This window comes from Streptantibioticus cattleyicolor NRRL 8057 = DSM 46488 (genome assembly GCF_000240165.1).
Taxonomy (GTDB): domain Bacteria; phylum Actinomycetota; class Actinomycetes; order Streptomycetales; family Streptomycetaceae; genus Streptantibioticus; species Streptantibioticus cattleyicolor.
Genome location: NC_017586.1, coordinates 3,867,602 through 3,887,099, shown reverse-complemented (window position 1 = coordinate 3,887,099; position 19,498 = coordinate 3,867,602). Strand labels below are relative to the sequence as shown.

Genomic DNA, 19,498 nt, shown 5'->3' with positions numbered 1-19,498 from the left:
GCTGGTCAGACGCGGCGGCGCTTCGGCGGGCGGCAGCCGTTGTGCGGGGTCGGGGTGACGTCCTGGATCGAACCCACCTCGAGGCCGGTGGCCTGGAGCGAGCGGATCGCGGTCTCCCGGCCGGAACCGGGGCCCTTGACGAACACGTCGACCTTGCGCATCCCGTGCTCCTGCGCGCGGCGGGCGGCCGACTCGGCGGCCATCTGCGCGGCGAACGGGGTGGACTTGCGCGAGCCCTTGAAGCCGACGTGGCCGGCCGAGGCCCAGGAGATCACGTTCCCGGTGGGGTCGGTGATCGAGACGATGGTGTTGTTGAACGTGCTCTTGATGTGAGCGTGCCCGTGGGCGACGTTCTTCTTCTCCTTGCGGCGCACCTTCTTGGCGCCGGCCTGACGGCCCTTCGGAGGCATAGGTTATGTACTCCCGTGGAGGTGGTCGGTCCTACAGCACGGACCGCTTGCAGCGTCCTGCTTCGGACTACTTCTTGCCCGGCTTCTTCTTGCCGGCGATGGCGCGACGCGGGCCCTTGCGGGTGCGGGCGTTGGTGTGGGTGCGCTGACCGTGCACCGGCAGGCCGCGACGGTGCCGCAGACCCTGGTAGCAGCCGATCTCGACCTTGCGGCGGATGTCCGCCTGGATCTCGCGGCGGAGGTCACCTTCGGTGGTGTAGTTCTCGTCCACCCACTTGCTGATCTTGACGAGGTCTTCCTCGGCAAGGTCGCGGACGCGGGTGTCCGGGTTGACACCGGTGTTCTTCAGGGTCTCCTGGGCACGGGTACGTCCGATGCCGAAGACGTAGGTCAGAGCGACCTCGATGCGCTTCTCACGCGGGAGGTCAACGCCGGAGAGGCGTGCCATGGAACTGGCTCCTGGTTGCTATTCGGAGGTCTTCCGCAGCACCGTTCCCGTAAGACTCGTGAAAAGGCTTACGAGCCGGGTCCCCGGCCTCCGACCGGGGGTGTCGTCCCCGCGCCTGCGCGAGGGGTCGGGTGACTGCGTATGTACGTTGTTACGCTGCGTCGCGCGAAGAAACCGCGGAAGTGCAGGTCGGTGGTGCGATCAGCCCTGGCGCTGCTTGTGGCGCAGGTTGTCGCAGATCACCATGACCCGGCCGTGGCGGCGGATCACCTTGCACTTGTCGCAGATCTTCTTGACGCTCGGCTTGACCTTCATGGGATGTGAGGTTCTCCGGGTCGCGCCGCAACGCCGCACGGAGCGGCAGCAGCGGCTGAGATCTACTTGTAGCGGTAGACGATCCGTCCGCGCGTCAGATCGTACGGAGACAGCTCCACCACGACCCGGTCGTCGGGAAGGATGCGGATGTAGTGCATCCGCATCTTGCCGCTGATGTGCGCGAGGACCTTGTGCCCGTTCTGGAGCTCCACCTTGAACATGGCGTTCGGCAGAGACTCGATCACGGTGCCCTCGATTTCGATGGCCCCTTGCTTCTTGGGCACGCTTCGCCTTTCGAGATCGGCTACCTTGATCGGCTCGCGGGTGCTCACCTCGCGCTCGGGGAAGACGCGCTTCCCGGCGACGACGTGCGGGCATACGTGAGCCGACGCATCAGTCTACGTCAGCCCATCGGGAAAGACGAATCCGGGTCGGCGGTGTCCGAGCAGGCACCGCCGGACGGGTCAGCGCCGGCTCAGCCCAGCGGGTCCGGGGCGGCCGTGACGCCCAGCGCGGCGAGCTTGGCCTTACCGCCGTCGACCGCGGTGAGCACCAGCGGACCCTCCTCGGTCAGCGCCACCGAGTGCTCCCAGTGGCAGGCCCACGAGCCGTCGTCGGTCTTGACCGTCCAGTCGTCCTCCAGCACATGGGTGTGCGGGGTGCCCAGCGTGACCATCGGCTCGATCGCCAGGCACATCCCCGGCACCAGCTTCGGGCCGCGGCCCCGCTTGCGGGAGACGTAGTTCAGCAGGTGCGGGTCCATGTGCATCTGGGTGCCGATGCCGTGGCCGCCGTACTCCTCGACGATGCCGTACTTGCCGGTGGCCGGACGCGGCTGGCGGCGGATGTAGGTCTCGATGGCACGGGAGATGTCGACCAGCCGGTCGCCGTTGCGGAACGCCGCGATCCCGGCCCACATCGACTCCTCGGTGACCCGGCTCAGCTCGTGCACCTCGGGGGCGTGGCCCTCGCCGACGAAGACGGTGATCGCCGCGTCCGCGTGCCAGCCGTCCACGATGGCGCCGGCGTCCACGGAGATGATGTCGCCGGACCTCAGCACCGTTTCGCGGTCCGGGATGCCGTGCACCACGACGTCGTTGACCGAGGTGCAGATGTTGCCGGGGAAGCCGCCGTACCCCAGGAAGTTGGGCTTGGCGCCGTGGTCGGAGATCACCTTGGCGGCGACCTCGTCCAGGTCCTTGGTGGTGGCGCCGGGCACCGCCGCGTCGCGGCACGCCTGATGGATCGCCGCCACGACCAGCCCCGCGGCACGCATCTTCGCGATCTGGTCCGGGGTCTTGATCTCCACCATCGGCTTGCGCCCTTCGTCGTTCCGGGTGTTTGCGGGGATACAGCAACAGTACGGCCGCGGCGCCAACTCGGGCGCCGCGGCCGTCTGCCGGCCCTGCTCGGATGAGGTCAGGCCGCCGGGCGCCCCAGGGCCTCCATGGCCCGCCGGGTCACCTCTTCGACCGTACCCAGCGCGGAGATGGTCACCACCAGCTCCTGCGCCTTGTAGAAGTCGATGATCGGCTCGGTCTCGCTGTGGTAGACCTCCAGCCGCTTGCGGACGGTGTCCTCGCTGTCGTCGTCGCGCTGGTACAGCTCGCCGCCGCACTTGTCGCACACGCCGGCCGCCTTCGGCGGGGTGTACGAGACGTGGAAGACGTGGCTGGAGTCGTTGCGGCAGATCCGGCGGCCGGCGATCCGCTTGACCACCTCGTCCTCCGGCACCTCCAGGTCGAGCACCGCGTCGAGCTTGACGCCCTTGTCGGCCAGGTAGCCGTCGAGCGCCTCGGCCTGACCGAGGTTGCGCGGGAAGCCGTCGAGGAGGAAGCCGCCCTCGGCGTCCGGCTGCTGCAGACGGTCGGTCGCCATGCCGATGGTCACCGCGTCCGGCACGAGCTGGCCGGCGTTCATGTACTCCTGCGCCTGCTTGCCGAGCGCCGTGCCCTGGCTGATGTTGGCACGGAAGAGGTCGCCGGTGGAGATGTGCGGGATCGACAGGTTCTTGGCGAGGTACTGGGCCTGTGTGCCCTTACCAGCGCCAGGCGGCCCGACGAGGACGATTCTCATCAGCGGAGGAACCCTTCGTAGTTGCGCTGCTGGAGCTGGCTCTCGATCTGCTTCACGGTCTCCAGGCCGACGCCCACGATGATGAGGATGCTCGTACCGCCGAACGGGAAGTTCTGCGTTCCGTTGAACAGCGCGATCGCCACCGTGGGCACGAGGGCGATCAGCCCGAGGTAGAGGGAGCCCGGCCAGGTGATCCGGTTGAGCACGTAGCCCAGGTACTCCGCCGTGGGTCGACCAGCCCGGATGCCCGGGATGAAGCCACCATACTTCTTCATGTTGTCGGCAACTTCCTCGGGGTTGAAGGAAATGGCCACGTAGAAGAAGGCGAAGAAGACGATCAGCAGGAAGTAGAGCGTCAGGTAGAACGGGTGGTCGCCCTTGGTGAGGTTGGTGCTGATCCAGCGCGCCCAGCCCGCCGTGGAGTTCCCGCTGAACTGGACGATCAGGGCCGGGATGTAGAGCAGCGACGAAGCGAAGATGACCGGGATCACACCGGCCTGGTTGACCTTGAGCGGGATGTAGGTCGAGGTGCCGCCGTAGGACCGGCGCCCGATCATCCGCTTGGCGTACTGGACCGGGATCCGCCGCTGGGCCTGCTCGACGAAGACCACCAGGCAGACCATGGCCAGGCCGATCGCGATGACGATGAAGAACTCGCCCCAGCCGCTGACGATCTTGCCGGACTTCTTGATCGACCACAGCGAGCCCGGGAAGCCGGCCGCGATCGAGGTGAACATCAGGATCGACATGCCGTTGCCGATGCCGCGGTCGGTGATGAGCTCGCCGAGCCACATGATCATCACGGTGCCGGCGGTCATGGTGATCACCATGACGGTGGTGCGGAAGATCGAGGTGTCCGGGACCACCTGGTTACCGACCGCGCAGGTACGGAAGAGCGTGCCGCTCTGGGCCGTGGCCACCAGGCCGGTGCCCTGGAGCACGCCGAGCGCCAGCGTCAGGTAACGGGTGTACTGGGTGATCTTCGTCTGCCCGGCCTGGCCCTCCTTCTTCAGGGCCTCCAGGCGCGGAATCACCACCGTCAGCAGCTGGAGGATGATGCTCGCCGTGATGTACGGCATGATCCCCAGCGCGAAGATGGTGAGCTGCAGCAGGGCTCCGCCGCTGAACAGGTTGATCATGCCGAAGAGGCCGCCGTTGCCGCCGGCCTCCTTGATGCACTGAGCGACGTTCCGGTAGTCCACCCCGGGCAGCGGGACGTTCTGACCCAGCCGGAAGAGCACGAGGATGCCCAGCGTGAACAGCAGCTTCTTCCGCAGGTCGGGCGTCTTGAACGCCCGGGCGAACGCGGTGAGCACGGTGCCTCCTGCGCCTCCCGCGGGACGCGGAAGGTGACGGTCGTGAGAGGTCGACTGGTACGGGGGTGGGCAGGTACCCCCGCGGACCGTGCCGCGTGCATACCGCCACTCCTCGCCACCTTACCGGCGAGGAAGCCCCCCGAGGAATGACCAACCGGGGATGCCCTCCACCAAAGTGTGGGCATCCCCGGTTGTCGGTACTTCAAGCCATCAAGCCTTGGCGAGCTCGGTGACGCTGCCGCCGGCGGCGGCGATCTTCTCCTTGGCGGAGCCGGAGACGGCGTCCACCGTCACCTGCAGCGCCACGGTGACCTCGCCGGTGCCGAGCACCTTGACGAGCTGGTGCTTGCGGACCGCACCCTTGGCCACCAGGTCCTCGACGGTGACCTCGCCGCCCTCGGGGTAGAGCGCGGCCAGCTTGTCGAGGTTGACAACCTGGTACTCGGTCCGGAACGGGTTCTTGAAGCCCTTCAGCTTGGGCAGCCGCATGTGCAGCGGCATCTGCCCACCCTCGAAGCGCTCCGGAACCTGGTAACGGGCCTTGGTGCCCTTGGTACCACGACCGGCCGTCTTGCCCTTGGACGCCTCACCACGACCCACGCGGGTCTTGGCGGTCTTGGCGCCCGGGGCCGGACGGAGGTTGTGGACCTTCAGCGGCTTGGACTCCGCCATGTCAGTCGACCTCCTCGACCGTGACGAGGTGACGCACGGTGTGCGCCATGCCGCGGATCTCCGGGCGGTCCTCCTTGACGACCACGTCGTTCAGGCGCTTGAGCCCGAGCGAACGCAGGGTGTCACGGTGGTTCTGCTTGCTGCCGATGTAGGACTTGGTCTGCGTGATCTTCAGGCGCGCCATGTCAGGCCACCGCCCCTGCACGCGCCCGCAGCAGAGCGGCGGGGGCCACGTCCTCCAGCGGCAGACCACGACGGGCGGCGATCTCCTCGGGGCGCTGCAGCCCCTGGAGCGCGGCCACCGTGGCGTGCACGATGTTGATCGGGTTGGACGAGCCGAGCGACTTGCTCAGCACGTCGTGGATGCCCGCGCACTCCAGCACGGCGCGCACCGGGCCACCGGCGATCACACCGGTACCGGGGGACGCCGGCTTGAGCAGCACGACGCCCGCGGCCTTCTCGCCCTGGATCGGGTGCGGGATGGTGCCCTGGATACGGGGGACCCGGAAGAAGTGCTTCTTGGCCTCCTCCACACCCTTGGCGATGGCGGCCGGCACCTCCTTGGCCTTGCCGTAACCGACACCCACCTGACCGTCACCGTCGCCCACCACGACCAGCGCGGTGAAGCTGAAGCGACGACCACCCTTGACTACCTTGGCGACACGGTTGATGGCGACAACGCGCTCGACGTACGCGGTCTTCTCAGCCGCGGCGCCGCCGTCGCGCCGGTCCTTCCGGTCCCGCCGCTCGCCGCCACCGGCGCCGCCACCGCGGCGCTGGGGTCCAGCCATTGGAATTACCTCTCTCGTTGACGTCCGCTACGGAACCGGCTCAGAAGTCGAGCCCGGACTCGCGGGCGGCCTCCGCCAGGGCGGCGATGCGCCCTGCGAACTGGTTGCCACCGCGGTCGAAGACGACCTTCTCGATACCCGCGGCCTTGGCCCGCTCGGCGACGAGCGCACCGACCTTCTTGGCCTGAGCGGTCTTGTCGCCCTCGCCACCCCGGATCGAGGAGTCGAGGAACGACGCGGACGCGAGCGTGTGGCCCTTGGTGTCGTCGATGACCTGCGCCACGATGCCCCGGTTGGACCGGGTCACGACCAGACGCGGACGCTCCGCGGTGCCCGTGATGCGCTTGCGGACGCGGATGTGACGGCGCTTGCGAGCGGCGCCCTTGTAGGCGTTGCCCTTCGCGATCTTCACACCGTATGCCATGGCTTACTTACCAGCCTTTCCGACCTTGCGGCGGATGACCTCGCCCGCGTACTTCACGCCCTTGGCCTTGTACGGGTCGGGCTTGCGCAGCTTGCGGATGTTCGCGGCGACCTCGCCGACCTTCTGCTTGTCGATGCCCTCGACGCTGAACTTGGTGGGGGACTCCACCTTGAAGGTGATGCCCTCCGGGGCCTCGACCAGGATCGGGTGGCTGTAGCCCAGGGCGAACTCCAGGTTGGAGCCCTTGGCCTGGACGCGGTAGCCGACACCGCTGATCTCGAGGGCCTTGCTGTAGCCCGCGGTCACGCCGGTGATCATGTTCGCCACCAGCGTGCGCGACAGGCCGTGCAGAGCCTTCGACTGACGCTCATCATTCGGGCGGGAGACGACGAGCGCGCCGTCCTCGCCCTTGGCGATCTCGATGGGCGCAGCAACGGTGTGGGAGAGGGTGCCCTTGGGACCCTTCACCTGGACCGTACGGCCATCGATGGTGACGTCCACGCCGGCGGGAACCTGGATGGGCAGCCGTCCAATACGCGACATGGCTTTACCTCCGTTTCCCGAGTTACCAGACGTAGGCGAGGACTTCCCCGCCCACGCCCTTCTTGGCGGCCTGCTGGCCGGTGAGCAGACCCTGCGACGTGGAGATGATCGCCACGCCCAGGCCGCCGAGCACCTTCGGCAGGTTGGTGGACTTTGCGTAGACCCGCAGACCCGGCTTGCTGATCCGCTTGATGCCGGCGATCGAGCGCTCGCGGTTGGGGCCGAACTTCAGGTTGAGGTGGAGGTTCTTGCCGACCTCGGCGTCCTCGACCTTCCAGCCCGCGATGTAACCCTCCTGCTGGAGGATTTCCGCGATGTGCGACTTGATCTTGCTGTACGGCATCACGACGTCGTCGTGGTAGGCCGAGTTCGCGTTCCGCAGACGCGTGAGCATGTCTGCGATGGGGTCGGTCATGGTCATGATGGCCTGTGGCCTCTCTCGCCGCGGTTTCCTGTCTGCGCGTCCCTCTCCCCCAACTCAGTGGGGACGGGTGGGCGCGGGGACCTACGGCGTAGTCGTTTGTTCACAGCGGGACGAAAGCCCGCGGGCGGCCATGGGCGGCGGGCGCCCAACCCCTCTACTCTACGCGAGCCGAGGGGTCGGGCCGCCCGCCGTCCATCCGTGCCGGGAGCGCCGGGTGGTTACCAGGAGCTCTTGGTCACGCCCGGCAGCTCACCGCGGTGCGCCATCTCACGAAGGCACACGCGGCACAGGCCGAACTTGCGGTACACGGAGTGCGGACGACCGCAGCGCTGGCAGCGGGTGTAGGCACGCACGCTGAACTTCGGCTTGCGGGCGGCCTTGGCAATGAGAGCCTTCTTCGCCACGGCTCACGCCTCCTTGAACGGGAAGCCGAGGTGACGCAGGAGGGCGCGGCCCTCGTCGTCGTTGGTCGCCGTGGTCACCACGGTGATGTCCATACCCCGGACGCGGTCGATCTTGTCCTGGTCGATCTCGTGGAACATGACCTGCTCGGTGAGACCGAAGGTGTAGTTGCCACGGCCGTCGAACTGCTTCGGCGACAGACCGCGGAAGTCGCGGATGCGCGGCAGCGCGAGCGACAGCAGGCGGTCCAGGAACTCCCACATGCGGTCACCGCGCAGGGTGACGTGGGCACCGATCGGCTGGCCCTCGCGGAGCTTGAACTGCGCGATGGACTTGCGGGCCTTGGTGACCGCGGGCTTCTGGCCGGTAATCGTGGCGAGGTCGCGGATGGCGCCCTCGATCAGCTTGGAGTCGCGAGCGGCGTCGCCGACACCCATGTTGACCACGATCTTGGTCAGACCCGGGATCTGCATGACGTTCTCGTAGCCGAACTCGTCACGCAGCTTGCCCGCGATCTCCTCGCGGTAGCGCTGCTTGAGGCGCGGCGTGGTGGTGGTGGCAGTCATCAGATGTCCTCACCGGTCCGCTTGGCAACGCGGATCTTGTTGCCTTCCTCGTCGAAGCGGTAGCCGACGCGGGTGACGACCTTCTTGCCGTCCTTCTCCACGACCAGCGACACGTTGCTGACGTGGATGGGGGCCTCGGTGGTCACAATGCCGCCGGTCTTCGACCCACGCGCGGTCTGGCCGACCTTGGTGTGCTTCTTGACCCGGTTGACACCCTCGACCAGGACGCGGTCCTCGCGCGGGAAGGCCTGGATGACCTTGCCCTGCTTGCCCTTGTCCTTGCCGGTGATGACCTGAACCAGGTCGCCCTTCTTGATCTTCATCGGTTACAGCACCTCCGGCGCCAGCGAGATGATCTTCATGAACTTCTTCTCGCGCAGCTCCCGGCCCACGGGACCGAAGATGCGGGTACCGCGGGGCTCGCCGTCGTTCTTGAGGATGACGGCGGCGTTCTCGTCGAAGCGGATGTACGAGCCGTCGGGCCGGCGCCGCTCCTTGACGGTCCGGACGACGACCGCCTTGACGACCTCGCCCTTCTTCACGTTGCCACCGGGGATCGCGTCCTTGACAGTGGCGACGATGACGTCACCGATTCCCGCGTAGCGGCGACCGGAGCCACCGAGAACACGGATGCAAAGGATCTCCTTGGCACCAGTGTTGTCGGCGACCCGCAGCCGCGACTCCTGCTGGATCACGTCTATCTCCTGATTGTCGCGTCGGTTCCCGGCGGGGAGCCGCGGAACGCGGCTCCCACACCGAGCCTGACGGAACGGTCCTGAGGGAAGGCTCCCTCAGGGATTACTTGGCCTTCTCGAGGATCTCGACGACGCGCCAGCGCTTGGTCGCGGACAGCGGCCGGGTCTCCATCAGGAGGACGCGGTCGCCGACACCCGCGGCGTTCTGCTCGTCGTGCGCCTTGAGCTTGTTGGTACGGCGGATGACCTTGCCGTACAGCGCGTGCTTGACGCGGTCCTCGACGGCGACGACGACGGTCTTGTCCATCTTGTCGCTGACGACCAGACCCTCACGGGTCTTGCGGAAGCCGCGCTCCTGCTTTGCCTCAGTCACATTCTTCTCGCTCATCAGGCGCTCTCCACCGTCTCGATGCCGAGCTCGCGCTCCCGCATCAGGGTGTAGATCCGGGCGATGTCCTTGCGGACGACCTTGAGCCGGCTGTTGTTCTCAAGCTGTCCGGTGGCCGCCTGGAAGCGGAGGTTGAACAGCTCCTCCTTGGCCTCGCGGAGCTTGCCGAGGAGTTCCTCGTCACCCAGCTCGCGCAGCTCGGTCGCCTTGGTACCGGCCGCCATCACGACTCACCTGCCTCGCGCCGGACGATCCGGCACTTCATCGGAAGCTTGTGGGCAGCGCGGGTCAGCGCCTCCCGGGCAACCTTCTCGTTCGGGAAAGACAGCTCGAACATCACCCGACCGGGCTTGACGTTCGCGACCCACCACTCGGGCGAACCCTTACCGGAACCCATGCGGGTCTCGGCGGGCTTCTTGGTCAGCGGACGGTCCGGGTAGATGTTGATCCACACCTTGCCGCCACGGCGGATGTGACGCGTGATGGCGATACGAGCGGACTCGATCTGCCGGTTGGTCACGTAGGCCGGGGTGACGGCCTGGATCCCGAACTCACCGAACGCCAGCTCGGTGCCGCCCTTGGCCATGCCGGAGCGCTTCGGGTGGTGCTGCTTGCGGTGCTTGACCCTACGAGGGATCAGCATGGGGGTCAGGCCTCCGTTCCGGGGGTCTCCGCGGCCGGAGCCTCGACGGCGGGAGCCTCGGCCTTGGGAGCCTGGGCCTCAGCCGACTGAGGACGACGGCCACGGCCGCCGCGCTCGCCACCGCGGCGCTGCGGACGCTCGTTGCCACCACGGGCCGGGCGGTTGCCGGCGCGGGCGGCGGCACCTTCGGCGCGGACCTCGGCGAGGTTCTTCACGTCGCCCTTGTAGATCCACACCTTGACGCCGATGCGGCCGAAGGTGGTCTTGGCCTCGAAGAAGCCGTAGTCCACGTTGGCCCGCAGGGTGTGCAGCGGAACCCGGCCCTCGCGGTAGAACTCCGACCGGGACATCTCGGCGCCGCCGAGACGGCCACCGCACTGGATCTTGATGCCCTTGGCGCCGGCCTTCATGGTGCCCTGCATGCTCTTGCGCATGGCACGACGGAAGGAGACGCGGGAGGCGAGCTGCTCGGCGACGGCCTGGGCCACCAGCTGAGCGTCGGTCTCCGGGTTCTTGACCTCGAGGATGTTGAGCTGCACCTGCTTGCCGGTGAGCTTCTCCAGGTCGCCACGGATGCGGTCGGCCTCCGCGCCGCGGCGGCCGATGACGATGCCCGGCCGGGCGGTGTGGATGTCGACGCGGACGCGGTCGCGGGTGCGCTCGATCTCCACCTTGGAGATGCCGGCCCGCTCCATGCCCTGCGTCATCATCCGGCGGATGGCGACGTCTTCCTTGACGTAGTCCTTGTACAGCTTGTCGGCGTACCAGCGGGACTTGAAGTCCGTGGTCACACCGAGCCGGAACCCGTGCGGGTTAACCTTCTGGCCCATTACCGGGTCCCTTCCTTGCTGGCGACGACCACGGTGATGTGGCTGGTGCGCTTGCGGATCCGGTAGGCACGGCCCTGGGCACGCGGGCGGAACCGCTTCAGGGTCGGGCCCTCGTCCACGTACGCCTCGCTCACGTAAAGCGAGCCGGCGTCGGTGTGGTTGTAGTTGTGCGCGGCGTTGGCGATGGCGCTGTCCAGCACCTTGCCGACCGGCACGCTCGCGGCCTGCGGAGCGAATCGCAGGACCGCCTGAGCCTCCGTGGCGTCGAGGCCACGGATGAGGTCCACCACGCGGCGGGCCTTCATGGGCGTGACGCGGATGTACCGCGCCTGGGCCCTGGCTTCCATGGTTGTCCCTTCGGTGTCAGTCATAGTCTTCGCTCTTTCCGCAGATCAGCGACGACGCGACTTACGGTCGTCCTTCTCGTGGCCGCGGAAGGTGCGGGTCGGCGCGAACTCGCCGAGCTTGTGGCCGACCATCGACTCGGTGACGAACACCGGAATGTGGGTCTTGCCGTTGTGCACCGCGATGGTGTGGCCCAGCATGGCCGGGACGATCATCGAGCGACGGGACCAGGTCTTGATGACGTTCTTGGTGCCGGCTTCGTTCTGCGTGTCCACCTTCTTGATGAGGTGGTCGTCGACGAACGGCCCCTTCTTCAGACTGCGCGGCATCTAAACCTGCTCCTAGCGCTTCTTGTTCGTCTTGCGGCGGCGGACGATGAGCTTGTCGCTGGCCTTCTTCGGCCGGCGAGTCCGTCCTTCCTTCTGACCCCACGGGCTGACCGGGTGGCGGCCACCGGAGGTCTTGCCCTCACCACCACCGTGCGGGTGGTCCACCGGGTTCATCGCGACACCACGAACGGTCGGGCGGACGCCCTTCCAGCGCATACGGCCGGCCTTGCCCCAGTTGATGTTCGACTGCTCGGCGTTGCCGACCTCGCCGACGGTGGCGCGGCAGCGGATGTCGACCAGCCGGACCTCGCCGGAGGGCATGCGCAGGTGGGCGTAGGAGCCCTCCTTGGCCAGCAGCTGGACCGAAGAGCCGGCGGACCGGGCGATCTTCGCTCCGCCGCCGGGGCGCAGCTCGATGGCGTGGATCACGGTACCCACCGGGATGTTCCGCAGCGGGAGGTTGTTGCCCGGCTTGATGTCGGCGCCGGGGCCGTTCTCGATCCGGTCGCCCTGGTTCAGGCGGGCCGGGGCGAGGATGTAGCGCTTCTCGCCGTCCGCGTAGTGCAGGAGCGCGATGCGCGCGGTGCGGTTGGGGTCGTACTCGATGTGCGCGACCTTGGCCGGCACGCCGTCCTTGTCGTGACGACGGAAGTCGATCACGCGGTAGGCGCGCTTGTGGCCACCGCCCTGGTGGCGAACGGTCACACGACCGGCGTTGTTACGGCCGCCCTTGCTGTGCAGCGGGCGGACCAGCGACTTCTCCGGCGTGGACCGCGTGATCTCGACGAAGTCGGCGACGGATGAGCCACGACGGCCCGGGGTCGTCGGCTTGTACTTGCGGATACCCATTTCTCAGTCCTCGTCCGATATCGGACGGTCCGGACTCCGTTAGGAGACCGGGCCGCCGAAGATGTCGATACGGTCGCCCTCGGCGAGGGTCACGATGGCGCGCTTGGTGTCCTTGCGCTTGCCGAAACCGGTGCGGGTGCGCTTGCGCTTGCCCTGCCGGTTGATCGTGTTGACCCCGGTGACCTTGACCGAGAAGACCGTCTCGACGGCCTGCTTGATCTGGGTCTTGTTGGCACGCGGGTCGACGATGAAGGTGTACTTGTTCTCGTCGAGCAGCGCGTAGCTCTTCTCGGAAACCACCGGCTTGAGCAGAACGTCACGGGGGTCCGTGAAGGTCTTGCTGGTGGCAACGGTCGCCTCAGTCATCAGGCGGCGCTCCCTTCGGATTCGGCGGCGCCGGCACCGGTGAAGCGGTCGAAGGCGTCCTTGGTGAAGACCACGTCGTCGGAGACGAGGACGTCGTAAGCGTTGAGCTGACCGGCCTCCAGGATGTGGACCTGGGGCAGGTTGCGGGCGGAGAGCCACGCGACCTCGTCGGCCCGCTCGACGACCAGGAGGACGTTCTTGCGGTCGCTGATCTTGCCCAGCAGCGCCTTGGCGGACTTGGTCGACGGGGCCGAACCCTCGACGACGCCGGTCACCACGTGGACGCGGTCGTGGCGGGCACGGTCGGTCAGGGCGCCACGGAGGGCAGCCTTGATCATCTTCTTGGGGGTCCGCTGCGAGTAGTCGCGCGGGACCGGGCCGTGCACGACGCCACCGCCGGCGAACTGCGGCGCGCGGGTCGAACCCTGGCGGGCGCGGCCGGTGCCCTTCTGGCGGTACGGCTTCTTGCCACCGCCACGGACCTCGCCGCGGGTCTTGGTCTTGTGCGTGCCCTGACGGGCAGCCGCGAGCTGGGCGACGACGACCTGGTGGATCAGCGGAACGCTGACCTTGGCGTCGAAGATCTCCGCGGGGAGCTCGACGGTCCCGGCCTTGTCGCCAGCCGGCGAAAGGATGTCAATGGTGCTCATCGGTTACCTCAGGCCCCCTTGGCCGCGGTACGGACCAGGACGAGGCCGCCGTTCGGACCAGGAACCGCGCCCTTGATGAGCAGCAGGCCCTTCTCCGCGTCAACGGCGTGGACGGTCAGGTTCTGGGTGGTGACCCGCTCGTTGCCCATGCGGCCCGCCATGCGCAGGCCCTTGAACACGCGACCCGGGGTGGCGCAGCCGCCGATGGAACCCGGCGAGCGGTGCTTGCGCTGGGTGCCGTGGCCGGCGCCGAGGCCACCGAAGTTGTGGCGCTTCATGACACCGGCGAAGCCCTTGCCCTTGCTCTTGCCGGTGACGTCGACCTTCACACCCGCTTCGAAGACGTCCGCGGCGATCTCCTGGCCGAGCGTGTACTCGCTGGCGTCGGAGGTGCGGATCTCGACCAGGTGGCGGCGCGGGGTCACGTCGGCCTTGGAGAAGTGGCCCTTGAGGGGCTTGTTCACCTTGCGCGGGTCGATCTCACCGAAGGCGATCTGAACGGCCGAGTAGCCGTCGCTGTCGGCGGTACGGACCTGGGTGACGACACAGGGCCCGGCCTTGACGACGGTCACCGGAACGACACGGTTGTTCTCGTCCCAGACCTGGGTCATGCCGAGCTTCTCGCCCAGGACGCCCTTAATCTGCTTAGCCATCTCGCGCGTCACCTCAGAGCTTGATCTCGATGTCGACGCCGGCCGGCAGGTCGAGACGCATCAGCGAGTCGACGGTCTTCGGCGTGGGGTCGAGGATGTCGATGAGGCGCTTGTGCGTACGCATCTCGAAGTGCTCGCGCGAGTCCTTGTACTTGTGCGGCGACTTGATGACGCAGTACACGTTCTTCTCAGTGGGCAGCGGCACCGGGCCCGCGACCTGCGCACCAGTACGCGTCACCGTCTCGACGATCTTCTTCGCCGAGGAGTCGATGACCTCGTGGTCGTAGGCCTTGAGCCGGATGCGGATCTTCTGTCCCGCCATGGCTACTCCGTAGTCCTGTCTCTCGTAACGCTCTGGACCCGGCGGAAGCGTCGCTTCCCCGACCCACGCGGTCGGGCGTGTCGCGCTCCCTCTCGCAAATCTCCACAGGGAAGACCCCGGGGAGGGGGAGGTGGGGAGGTCGTCCGCCGAGTGCCTGGGTGGGCGTCGTGCTCACGCTTCCCGGAAGATTCCCGTACTTCCGCCCCTGAGAAGGGGCGACGAGTACCGTGGGACTCGCTTCCGGTCCTCCCGACGGGAGGCGCGCAGCATCGACACTCATCCGAGCAACTTGGACAGTGTGCCACAAGGGCCGGAACCGGCGCCAATCACGCCGCGGCGTGCGCGCGCGGCGGGCCCGCCCGGACCCGCCGCCACGTCCGGCCGACCGCGCCTCAGGGGCCGGCCGGGCCGGCCGCCGGCTGCCCGGGGACGCGCTCCGGAGCGGGCGGGGGCGCCGCAGGCGTGCCGCGCAGCGGGGTGTCGGGCAGCAGGAGCGTCATCACGACCATCACCACCGCGACGGCGGCGCCGGTGCCGAAGAGCACGTGGAGCGCGTCGGTGAAGGCGTGCTGGACCGCGGAGCGCACCGCCTCGGGCAGCCGGCCGATGGCGGCCGGGTCCTTCAGCAGCGTACCCGGCCCGGATCCGCCGCCGGCCCCGGATCCGCCACCACCGGGCAGCGCCCGCAGCCGGGCCGTCAGCGCCTCGGCGAGCCGGGTGGAGAGCACCGCGCCGAGCACCGCGGTGCCGAACGAACCGCCGAGCGACTGGGAGAACGTCGAGGTGGCGGTGGCGATGCCCAGGTCGCGCAGGTCGACGGCGTTCTGCACGGCGAGCACCAGCGGCTGCATCAGCAGCCCGGCGCCCACCCCGAGCACCGCCAGGAAGAGCCCGGCCCACCACACCGAGGTGCCGGTCTCCAGCCGTCCCAGCAGCGCCAGCCCGGCGGCGATCAGGACCGATCCGGTCACCAGGAACCACTTGTAGCGGCCGACGCGGCTGATCAGCCGGCCGGACAGGGTGGAGGTGACGATCATCCCGCCCATCATCGGCAGCATCTGAAGCCCGCTCGCGGTGGGCGACGCCCCCTTGACCACCTGGAGGTACATCGGGACGTAGATGATCGAGCCGAAGAGCGCGCAGCCGAGGACGAAGGTGGCCAGGCACGCCAGCGTCACCGTGCGCAGGGTGAACAGCCGCAGCGGCAGGATCGGTTCGGCGGCCCGGGTCTCGGCCAGCACGAAGACCACCGCGAGCACCGCGCCCGCCGCGAACAGGGCGACGACCGGTGCCGAGCCCCACGGGTACTCCTGGCCGCCCCAGGAGGTCGCCAGCAGCAGGCAGGAGACCGCGGCCACCAGCAGGAAGGCGCCGAGGTAGTCGACCCGGTGGCTGCGCCGCCGGTGCGGCACCCAGGTCAGCAGCCGCCAGGCGAAGGCGGCGGCGACCAGGCCGAGCGGGATGTTGAGGTAGAAGATCAGCCGCCAGTCGGACTGGGCGAAGTAGCCGCCCAGCAGGGGCCCGGCGATGCTGGAGATCCCGAAGACGGCGCCGAACAGGCCCTGGTAGCGCCCGCGTTCCCGGGGCGGTACGACGTCCGAGACGATGGTGAGCGCCAGGGTGATCAGGCCGCCGCCGCCCACCCCCTGGATGCCCCGGGTGGCGATCAGCTCGGTCATGTTCTGCGCCATCCCGGCCAGCAGCGAGCCGGCCAGGAACGTGCCGATCGAGAACAGGAAGACCGGCCGGCGCCCGTACAGGTCGGAGACCTTGCCGTACAGCGGCGTGGTGGCCGTGGTGGCGAGCAGGTAGACGGTGACCACCCAGGAGTACTCGCGCATGCCGCCGAGCTTGCCCGCGATGGTCGGCAGCGCGGTGCCCACGATCGTCTGGTCCAGCGCGGCCAGCAGCATGCCCAGCATCAGCGCGGCCAGCAGCAGGTGTAACCGGCGCCGGGGCAGCGCCTCGGGGGCGGCCGGATCGGCCGGGACCGTAGTGCTCATCGCCGTGCTCCTCGACTCCTCGGGCCCCGGAAGGCAGCCCACATACACTTTCGTCTACGTATACAGGTCTGTATCTGAACGCACAAACGGCTAGGGTCCGCCGGGGAGTTGGAGGTGTGGTGACGCGCAAGCGCCTGACACGTGAGGAGAGCCGCCGGCGCACCCGCGAGGAGTTGGTGGCCGCGGCGGCCGGGCTCTTCGCCGAACGCGGGGTGGGCGGCACCTCGGTGGAGCAGATCGCCGAACGCGCCGGTTACAGCCGCGGCGCCTTCTACGGCAACTTCGGCGACAAGAACGAACTCGTGCTCGAACTGCTGCGGCAGCGCACCGTGCAGGAACTGCACGAGGTACGCGAGATGGCCCGCGAGGCCGGGTCGTTCGAGGAGATGCTCCAGCTGCTGCACGAATGGAACCGGGCCCGCGCCCGCCACCAGCCGCAGTGGCTCTCGCTGCGGCTGGAGCTGTTCCTGCACGCGCTGCGCAACCCAGAGCTGCGCCCGCTGCTCGCCGAGCGGGAGCGCCTGGTACGCGAGGCGATCGGCGAGAGCGTGGTCCGGGAGCTGGCCCGGCGCGGCGTCGCCCCGCCCGCCGACCCCCGGCTGCTCGCGCTGATCGTGCACTGCCTGGAGGACGGCCTGCTGATCCAGCAGATCCTGGGCCAGGGCACCGACGAGGCCGGAACGGTCGGGGACCGCACGGCGGTGGACATGGTGGCGCTGCTGATGCGTTCGTGGGCCAGCCTGGCCGCGGCCGGGCCGGACGCCGGGGAGACCGGCGCCGGCCGCTGACCGCCGGCGCTCACCACTCGACCGGCAGCGCCTCCAGCCCGCTGATCGCCGAGGCCGGCTTCATCCGCAGCTCCTCCTCCGGCACCGCGAGCCGCAGCCCCGGCAGCCGGCGCAGCAGCCCGGCCAGCGCCTCCTGCAACTCCACCCGGGCGAGCTGGGCGCCCAGGCAGAAGTGGATCCCGGCGCCGAACCCCAGGTGCTGGTTGTCCGTCCGGTCCAGGTCGAGCCGTTCGGGGTCGGCGAAGACCTCCGGGTCCCGGTTGGCCGCGGCGATGGCCGGCAGCACGAGCTTGCCGGGCGGGATGGTCACCCCGCCCAGCTCGACCTCCTCGGTGGTCAGCCGCGGCCCGCCGGCGCCGGACATGGCCAGCGGGACGTACCGCAGCAGCTCCTCCACGGCACGCGGGATCTCCGCCGGTTCGGCGCGCAGCCGGGCCAGTTCGTCCGGGCGGCGCAGCAGCGTCATCAGGAACATGGCGATCAGGCTGGCGGTGGTGTCGTTGCCGGCGCTGAGCAACCCGATGCACTGGGCCACCAGTTCGCTCTCGGAGAGCTTGTTGCCCTCCTCGCGGGCGGCGATCAGCTCGGTCATCAGGTCGTCGCCGGGCTCGGCGCGCTTGGCGGCGATCAGCTCGGTGAAGTAGCCGCGCAGCGCCGCGGTGGCCGCGTTGCGTTCGCCCTCGTCCCGCAGCCAGTCGACCACCAGCGCGTTGGACCACTCCTGGAAGGCGGCGCGGTCGGCCTCCGGGACGCCGAGCATCTCGCAGATGACCGTGGTGGGCAGCGGAACGGCGAAGTGGCGCACCACGTCCACCGGGCGCGGCAGTTCCTCCAGGGCGTCGATGAGCCCGTCCACCAGCTCGGCCACCCGGGGGCGCAGCCGTTCCACCCGGCGGGCGCTGAAGGCGCGGGTCACCAGGCGCCGGATGCGGGTGTGTTCCGGCGGGTCCATGCCGATCAGCGACTGGCTGATCAGCGCGCCGTGCTCGCTCTCGGCCACCTCGGGGCGGGCGGCCACCACCCGGTTGCTGAACCTGGGGTCCATCAGCACCTGGCGGACGTCGGCGTGCCGGGTCACCAGCCACGCCTGGGTGCCGTCCGGCAGCCGTACCCGGGTCACCGGGCATGTCTCGCGGACCTCGGCCAGCGCCGGGGAGGGCAGGCAGACGGCGGGTGCCGGGGCGAACGGGAACGGCAGCGGTGCTTCGGTGGTCTCCGGTTCCATCGGACCTTCTTTCCAGGGGACCACCGGCTCGGGCCGGTGGCGTCGGATCCGCGCGGTGGGGTCGCGCCGCGGCACGGCCGCCTCCGCTGCCGGGCACCCCGGGCCGGCGGGCCGCACGGGGTCGGGGGGCGCGCGTCCAGCACGCTAGTCGCGCCCTCCCCCGCCCCGGAACCCGTCACATCCACCCCCCGCCCCCAGACCCGCCCCCCGCCCAGCCCCCTATCCCCCCGGTGCCCCCACCCCCTATTTGCCCGGTCGCCGGCCTCCCCGACGGGGGACGGCTCCGCCTGGGGGTGCGGTCGGGGGCGGGCCCTCGTCGCCCCGCCGGGTAGCGGCCCCGGACACGCCCGCTGGGCCGAGGGGTGCCCCCGTCTCCCCCGCGCGACGGGAACGGCCCTGGTGGGACGCCCTCCGGGCGTGCGGACCACAGGCAACGGGGCGCGCCGCTCGCCCGGCCCCGGCGACGGGGCGACGGAACGGCGCTGGTGGAACCTACCTCCGGGCATGCGGCCCCGCGCCGGACACCGTCGCCCCGCACGGCCGGGCCGTGGCCCCCGTTCCTCCGGCCCCCGGGGACCGGAACGGCCTGGTGGGACGCACCCCGGGCGTACGGACCACGCCGCGCGGGACACAGCCGCCGGGGCGGGCGCTGCGCACGGGCGAGGGGCCGCCCGCGTGGCCCCGGGCGCGCCGTCGCCCGCCCGGCGGAACGGGTATCGGGCGCACCGCACGGCCCGAGGCGCGGCCCACGGGAACGCCCCCGGCGGGGCGCGGCCCCGAGCACAGGCCCTCGGGCGTGCCGACCACATCGCGGGCGCACCGGGCCGCGAGCCTCGTTCCCCGGCGCCCGGTGGACAGGAACGACCCGGCGGGCCGCCCTCGTTCCCCCGGCCGGGCGCGGGCCATGGGTTCCTCGGGGGCGGGGGCGTAGGGGGTGCCACGGGTTCCCTGGGGCGGTGGCGGGTTCCTAGCGTGGGCCGGCAGGCCCGGGGCGCGCCGTCCGGGCGTTGGACGAAAGGTGACCA

31 protein-coding genes are annotated in these 19,498 nt (G+C 69.4%); 1 reads left to right on the top strand and 30 read right to left on the bottom strand.

What is annotated here, in order from left to right:
• Positions 1 to 5: 5 nt before the first annotated feature.
• The 29 genes from rpsK to SCATT_RS16955 form a co-directional block, all read right to left on the bottom strand.
• Positions 6 to 410, bottom strand: coding sequence for a 30S ribosomal protein S11 (rpsK, locus tag SCATT_RS17095; protein WP_014144338.1), 405 nt, complete (start codon positions 408 to 410; stop codon positions 6 to 8).
• A 67-nt stretch (positions 411 to 477) separates the two neighbouring features.
• The gene (gene rpsM / locus SCATT_RS17090) at positions 478 to 858 is read right to left on the bottom strand and encodes a 30S ribosomal protein S13 (protein ID WP_014144337.1); all 381 of its coding nucleotides are present in this window, start codon (positions 856 to 858) and stop codon (positions 478 to 480) included.
• Between the two features lie 201 nt (positions 859 to 1,059).
• Positions 1,060 to 1,173 carry a 50S ribosomal protein L36 gene (rpmJ, locus tag SCATT_RS17085; protein ID WP_003956441.1) on the bottom strand — a complete coding sequence of 38 codons (114 nt, stop codon included), beginning with the start codon at positions 1,171 to 1,173 and terminating at the stop codon, positions 1,060 to 1,062.
• 62 nt (positions 1,174 to 1,235) lie between these two features.
• Positions 1,236 to 1,457, bottom strand: a complete 222-nt coding sequence (gene infA, locus SCATT_RS17080) for a translation initiation factor IF-1 (protein ID WP_014144336.1) — start codon at positions 1,455 to 1,457, stop codon at positions 1,236 to 1,238.
• 191 nt (positions 1,458 to 1,648) lie between these two features.
• Entirely contained in the window at positions 1,649 to 2,485 is an 837-nt protein-coding gene (gene map, locus SCATT_RS17075) for a type I methionyl aminopeptidase (protein WP_014144335.1), read from the bottom strand.
• Positions 2,486 to 2,592: 107 nt separating this feature from the next.
• Positions 2,593 to 3,249, bottom strand: a complete 657-nt coding sequence (locus tag SCATT_RS17070) for an adenylate kinase (RefSeq protein ID WP_014144334.1) — start codon at positions 3,247 to 3,249, stop codon at positions 2,593 to 2,595.
• Complete coding sequence (gene secY, locus SCATT_RS17065; protein ID WP_014144333.1) at positions 3,249 to 4,565, bottom strand: preprotein translocase subunit SecY; 1,317 nt, start codon at positions 4,563 to 4,565, stop codon at positions 3,249 to 3,251. The genes SCATT_RS17070 and secY overlap by 1 nt, the downstream gene beginning before the upstream one ends.
• A gap of 210 nt (positions 4,566 to 4,775) precedes the next feature.
• Positions 4,776 to 5,237, bottom strand: coding sequence for a 50S ribosomal protein L15 (rplO, locus tag SCATT_RS17060; protein WP_014144332.1), 462 nt, complete (start codon positions 5,235 to 5,237; stop codon positions 4,776 to 4,778).
• 1 nt (position 5,238) lies between these two features.
• The gene (gene rpmD, locus SCATT_RS17055; RefSeq protein ID WP_014144331.1) at positions 5,239 to 5,421 is read right to left on the bottom strand and encodes a 50S ribosomal protein L30; all 183 of its coding nucleotides are present in this window, start codon (positions 5,419 to 5,421) and stop codon (positions 5,239 to 5,241) included.
• A 1-nt stretch (position 5,422) separates the two neighbouring features.
• Complete coding sequence (gene rpsE / locus SCATT_RS17050) at positions 5,423 to 6,028, bottom strand: 30S ribosomal protein S5 (protein WP_014144330.1); 606 nt, start codon at positions 6,026 to 6,028, stop codon at positions 5,423 to 5,425.
• 40 nt (positions 6,029 to 6,068) lie between these two features.
• A complete protein-coding gene (gene rplR / locus SCATT_RS17045) occupies positions 6,069 to 6,452 on the bottom strand; it encodes a 50S ribosomal protein L18 (RefSeq protein ID WP_014144329.1) in 384 nt (127 codons plus the stop codon).
• A gap of 3 nt (positions 6,453 to 6,455) precedes the next feature.
• The gene (gene rplF / locus SCATT_RS17040; protein ID WP_014144328.1) at positions 6,456 to 6,995 is read right to left on the bottom strand and encodes a 50S ribosomal protein L6; all 540 of its coding nucleotides are present in this window, start codon (positions 6,993 to 6,995) and stop codon (positions 6,456 to 6,458) included.
• A 22-nt stretch (positions 6,996 to 7,017) separates the two neighbouring features.
• On the bottom strand, positions 7,018 to 7,416 hold the full coding sequence (gene rpsH, locus SCATT_RS17035) for a 30S ribosomal protein S8 (RefSeq protein ID WP_014144327.1): 399 nt from the start codon (positions 7,414 to 7,416) through the stop codon (positions 7,018 to 7,020).
• Between the two features lie 221 nt (positions 7,417 to 7,637).
• On the bottom strand, positions 7,638 to 7,823 hold the full coding sequence (locus SCATT_RS17030; RefSeq protein ID WP_014144326.1) for a type Z 30S ribosomal protein S14: 186 nt from the start codon (positions 7,821 to 7,823) through the stop codon (positions 7,638 to 7,640).
• A gap of 3 nt (positions 7,824 to 7,826) precedes the next feature.
• A complete protein-coding gene (rplE, locus tag SCATT_RS17025) occupies positions 7,827 to 8,387 on the bottom strand; it encodes a 50S ribosomal protein L5 (RefSeq protein ID WP_014144325.1) in 561 nt (186 codons plus the stop codon).
• Positions 8,387 to 8,710, bottom strand: coding sequence for a 50S ribosomal protein L24 (gene rplX, locus SCATT_RS17020; RefSeq protein ID WP_014144324.1), 324 nt, complete (start codon positions 8,708 to 8,710; stop codon positions 8,387 to 8,389). The genes rplE and rplX overlap by 1 nt, the downstream gene beginning before the upstream one ends.
• Positions 8,711 to 8,713: 3 nt before the next feature.
• Complete coding sequence (rplN, locus tag SCATT_RS17015; protein WP_014144323.1) at positions 8,714 to 9,082, bottom strand: 50S ribosomal protein L14; 369 nt, start codon at positions 9,080 to 9,082, stop codon at positions 8,714 to 8,716.
• 103 nt (positions 9,083 to 9,185) lie between these two features.
• Positions 9,186 to 9,470, bottom strand: coding sequence for a 30S ribosomal protein S17 (rpsQ, locus tag SCATT_RS17010; RefSeq protein WP_014144322.1), 285 nt, complete (start codon positions 9,468 to 9,470; stop codon positions 9,186 to 9,188).
• On the bottom strand, positions 9,470 to 9,694 hold the full coding sequence (gene rpmC, locus SCATT_RS17005) for a 50S ribosomal protein L29 (RefSeq protein ID WP_014144321.1): 225 nt from the start codon (positions 9,692 to 9,694) through the stop codon (positions 9,470 to 9,472). The genes rpsQ and rpmC overlap by 1 nt, the downstream gene beginning before the upstream one ends.
• Positions 9,694 to 10,113 (bottom strand): 50S ribosomal protein L16, encoded by a 420-nt coding sequence (rplP, locus tag SCATT_RS17000; RefSeq protein WP_014144320.1) that lies wholly within the window; start codon positions 10,111 to 10,113, stop codon positions 9,694 to 9,696. The genes rpmC and rplP overlap by 1 nt, the downstream gene beginning before the upstream one ends.
• 5 nt (positions 10,114 to 10,118) lie before the next feature.
• Positions 10,119 to 10,943, bottom strand: coding sequence for a 30S ribosomal protein S3 (gene rpsC / locus SCATT_RS16995; RefSeq protein ID WP_014144319.1), 825 nt, complete (start codon positions 10,941 to 10,943; stop codon positions 10,119 to 10,121).
• On the bottom strand, positions 10,943 to 11,290 hold the full coding sequence (rplV, locus tag SCATT_RS16990; RefSeq protein ID WP_014144318.1) for a 50S ribosomal protein L22: 348 nt from the start codon (positions 11,288 to 11,290) through the stop codon (positions 10,943 to 10,945). Before rplV ends, rpsC begins: the two co-directional genes overlap by 1 nt.
• A gap of 45 nt (positions 11,291 to 11,335) precedes the next feature.
• Positions 11,336 to 11,617, bottom strand: coding sequence for a 30S ribosomal protein S19 (gene rpsS / locus SCATT_RS16985; RefSeq protein WP_014144317.1), 282 nt, complete (start codon positions 11,615 to 11,617; stop codon positions 11,336 to 11,338).
• 12 nt (positions 11,618 to 11,629) lie between these two features.
• Positions 11,630 to 12,466 (bottom strand): 50S ribosomal protein L2, encoded by an 837-nt coding sequence (gene rplB, locus SCATT_RS16980; protein WP_014144316.1) that lies wholly within the window; start codon positions 12,464 to 12,466, stop codon positions 11,630 to 11,632.
• A gap of 39 nt (positions 12,467 to 12,505) precedes the next feature.
• The gene (gene rplW / locus SCATT_RS16975) at positions 12,506 to 12,832 is read right to left on the bottom strand and encodes a 50S ribosomal protein L23 (RefSeq protein ID WP_014144315.1); all 327 of its coding nucleotides are present in this window, start codon (positions 12,830 to 12,832) and stop codon (positions 12,506 to 12,508) included.
• Entirely contained in the window at positions 12,832 to 13,482 is a 651-nt protein-coding gene (rplD, locus tag SCATT_RS16970; RefSeq protein ID WP_014144314.1) for a 50S ribosomal protein L4, read from the bottom strand. The genes rplW and rplD overlap by 1 nt, the downstream gene beginning before the upstream one ends.
• An 8-nt stretch (positions 13,483 to 13,490) precedes the next feature.
• Positions 13,491 to 14,135 carry a 50S ribosomal protein L3 gene (rplC, locus tag SCATT_RS16965; RefSeq protein ID WP_014628214.1) on the bottom strand — a complete coding sequence of 215 codons (645 nt, stop codon included), beginning with the start codon at positions 14,133 to 14,135 and terminating at the stop codon, positions 13,491 to 13,493.
• A gap of 13 nt (positions 14,136 to 14,148) precedes the next feature.
• The gene (rpsJ, locus tag SCATT_RS16960; RefSeq protein ID WP_014144312.1) at positions 14,149 to 14,457 is read right to left on the bottom strand and encodes a 30S ribosomal protein S10; all 309 of its coding nucleotides are present in this window, start codon (positions 14,455 to 14,457) and stop codon (positions 14,149 to 14,151) included.
• Between the two features lie 392 nt (positions 14,458 to 14,849).
• Positions 14,850 to 16,460: an MDR family MFS transporter gene (locus tag SCATT_RS16955; protein WP_014144311.1), complete on the bottom strand. Its 1,611-nt coding sequence runs from the start codon at positions 16,458 to 16,460 to the stop codon at positions 14,850 to 14,852.
• Positions 16,461 to 16,579: 119 nt separating this feature from the next.
• On the opposite strand from SCATT_RS16955, the gene SCATT_RS16950 reads away from it, so the two are divergent.
• Positions 16,580 to 17,248: a TetR/AcrR family transcriptional regulator gene (locus tag SCATT_RS16950; RefSeq protein ID WP_231905110.1), complete on the top strand. Its 669-nt coding sequence runs from the start codon at positions 16,580 to 16,582 to the stop codon at positions 17,246 to 17,248.
• A 10-nt stretch (positions 17,249 to 17,258) separates the two neighbouring features.
• On the opposite strand, the gene SCATT_RS16945 is transcribed toward SCATT_RS16950, so the two are convergent.
• Positions 17,259 to 18,473 (bottom strand): cytochrome P450, encoded by a 1,215-nt coding sequence (locus tag SCATT_RS16945; RefSeq protein WP_014144309.1) that lies wholly within the window; start codon positions 18,471 to 18,473, stop codon positions 17,259 to 17,261.
• Between the last annotated feature and the right edge of the window lie 1,025 nt (positions 18,474 to 19,498).

Bases quoted from the DNA above. Each gene is read 5' to 3' on its own strand.
- rpsK (WP_014144338.1), bottom strand. From the start codon at position 410: ATGCCTCCGAAGGGCCGTCAGGCCGGCGCCAAGAAGGTGCGCCGCAAG.
- rpsM (WP_014144337.1), bottom strand. From the start codon at position 858: ATGGCACGCCTCTCCGGCGTTGACCTCCCGCGTGAGAAGCGCATCGAG.
- rpmJ (WP_003956441.1), bottom strand. From the start codon at position 1,173: ATGAAGGTCAAGCCGAGCGTCAAGAAGATCTGCGACAAGTGCAAGGTG.
- map (WP_014144335.1), bottom strand. From the start codon at position 2,485: ATGGTGGAGATCAAGACCCCGGACCAGATCGCGAAGATGCGTGCCGCG.
- SCATT_RS17070 (WP_014144334.1), bottom strand. From the start codon at position 3,249: ATGAGAATCGTCCTCGTCGGGCCGCCTGGCGCTGGTAAGGGCACACAG.
- rplO (WP_014144332.1), bottom strand. From the start codon at position 5,237: ATGGCGGAGTCCAAGCCGCTGAAGGTCCACAACCTCCGTCCGGCCCCG.
- rpmD (WP_014144331.1), bottom strand. From the start codon at position 5,421: ATGGCGCGCCTGAAGATCACGCAGACCAAGTCCTACATCGGCAGCAAG.
- rpsE (WP_014144330.1), bottom strand. From the start codon at position 6,028: ATGGCTGGACCCCAGCGCCGCGGTGGCGGCGCCGGTGGCGGCGAGCGG.
- rplR (WP_014144329.1), bottom strand. From the start codon at position 6,452: ATGGCATACGGTGTGAAGATCGCGAAGGGCAACGCCTACAAGGGCGCC.
- rplF (WP_014144328.1), bottom strand. From the start codon at position 6,995: ATGTCGCGTATTGGACGGCTGCCCATCCAGGTTCCCGCCGGCGTGGAC.
- rpsH (WP_014144327.1), bottom strand. From the start codon at position 7,416: ATGACCATGACCGACCCCATCGCAGACATGCTCACGCGTCTGCGGAAC.
- rplE (WP_014144325.1), bottom strand. From the start codon at position 8,387: ATGACTGCCACCACCACCACGCCGCGCCTCAAGCAGCGCTACCGCGAG.
- rplX (WP_014144324.1), bottom strand. From the start codon at position 8,710: ATGAAGATCAAGAAGGGCGACCTGGTTCAGGTCATCACCGGCAAGGAC.
- rpsQ (WP_014144322.1), bottom strand. From the start codon at position 9,470: ATGAGCGAGAAGAATGTGACTGAGGCAAAGCAGGAGCGCGGCTTCCGC.
- rpmC (WP_014144321.1), bottom strand. From the start codon at position 9,694: ATGGCGGCCGGTACCAAGGCGACCGAGCTGCGCGAGCTGGGTGACGAG.
- rplP (WP_014144320.1), bottom strand. From the start codon at position 10,113: ATGCTGATCCCTCGTAGGGTCAAGCACCGCAAGCAGCACCACCCGAAG.
- rpsC (WP_014144319.1), bottom strand. From the start codon at position 10,943: ATGGGCCAGAAGGTTAACCCGCACGGGTTCCGGCTCGGTGTGACCACG.
- rplV (WP_014144318.1), bottom strand. From the start codon at position 11,290: ATGGAAGCCAGGGCCCAGGCGCGGTACATCCGCGTCACGCCCATGAAG.
- rpsS (WP_014144317.1), bottom strand. From the start codon at position 11,617: ATGCCGCGCAGTCTGAAGAAGGGGCCGTTCGTCGACGACCACCTCATC.
- rplB (WP_014144316.1), bottom strand. From the start codon at position 12,466: ATGGGTATCCGCAAGTACAAGCCGACGACCCCGGGCCGTCGTGGCTCA.
- rplW (WP_014144315.1), bottom strand. From the start codon at position 12,832: ATGACTGAGGCGACCGTTGCCACCAGCAAGACCTTCACGGACCCCCGT.
- rplD (WP_014144314.1), bottom strand. From the start codon at position 13,482: ATGAGCACCATTGACATCCTTTCGCCGGCTGGCGACAAGGCCGGGACC.
- rplC (WP_014628214.1), bottom strand. From the start codon at position 14,135: ATGGCTAAGCAGATTAAGGGCGTCCTGGGCGAGAAGCTCGGCATGACC.
- rpsJ (WP_014144312.1), bottom strand. From the start codon at position 14,457: ATGGCGGGACAGAAGATCCGCATCCGGCTCAAGGCCTACGACCACGAG.
- SCATT_RS16955 (WP_014144311.1), bottom strand. From the start codon at position 16,460: ATGAGCACTACGGTCCCGGCCGATCCGGCCGCCCCCGAGGCGCTGCCC.
- SCATT_RS16945 (WP_014144309.1), bottom strand. From the start codon at position 18,473: ATGGAACCGGAGACCACCGAAGCACCGCTGCCGTTCCCGTTCGCCCCG.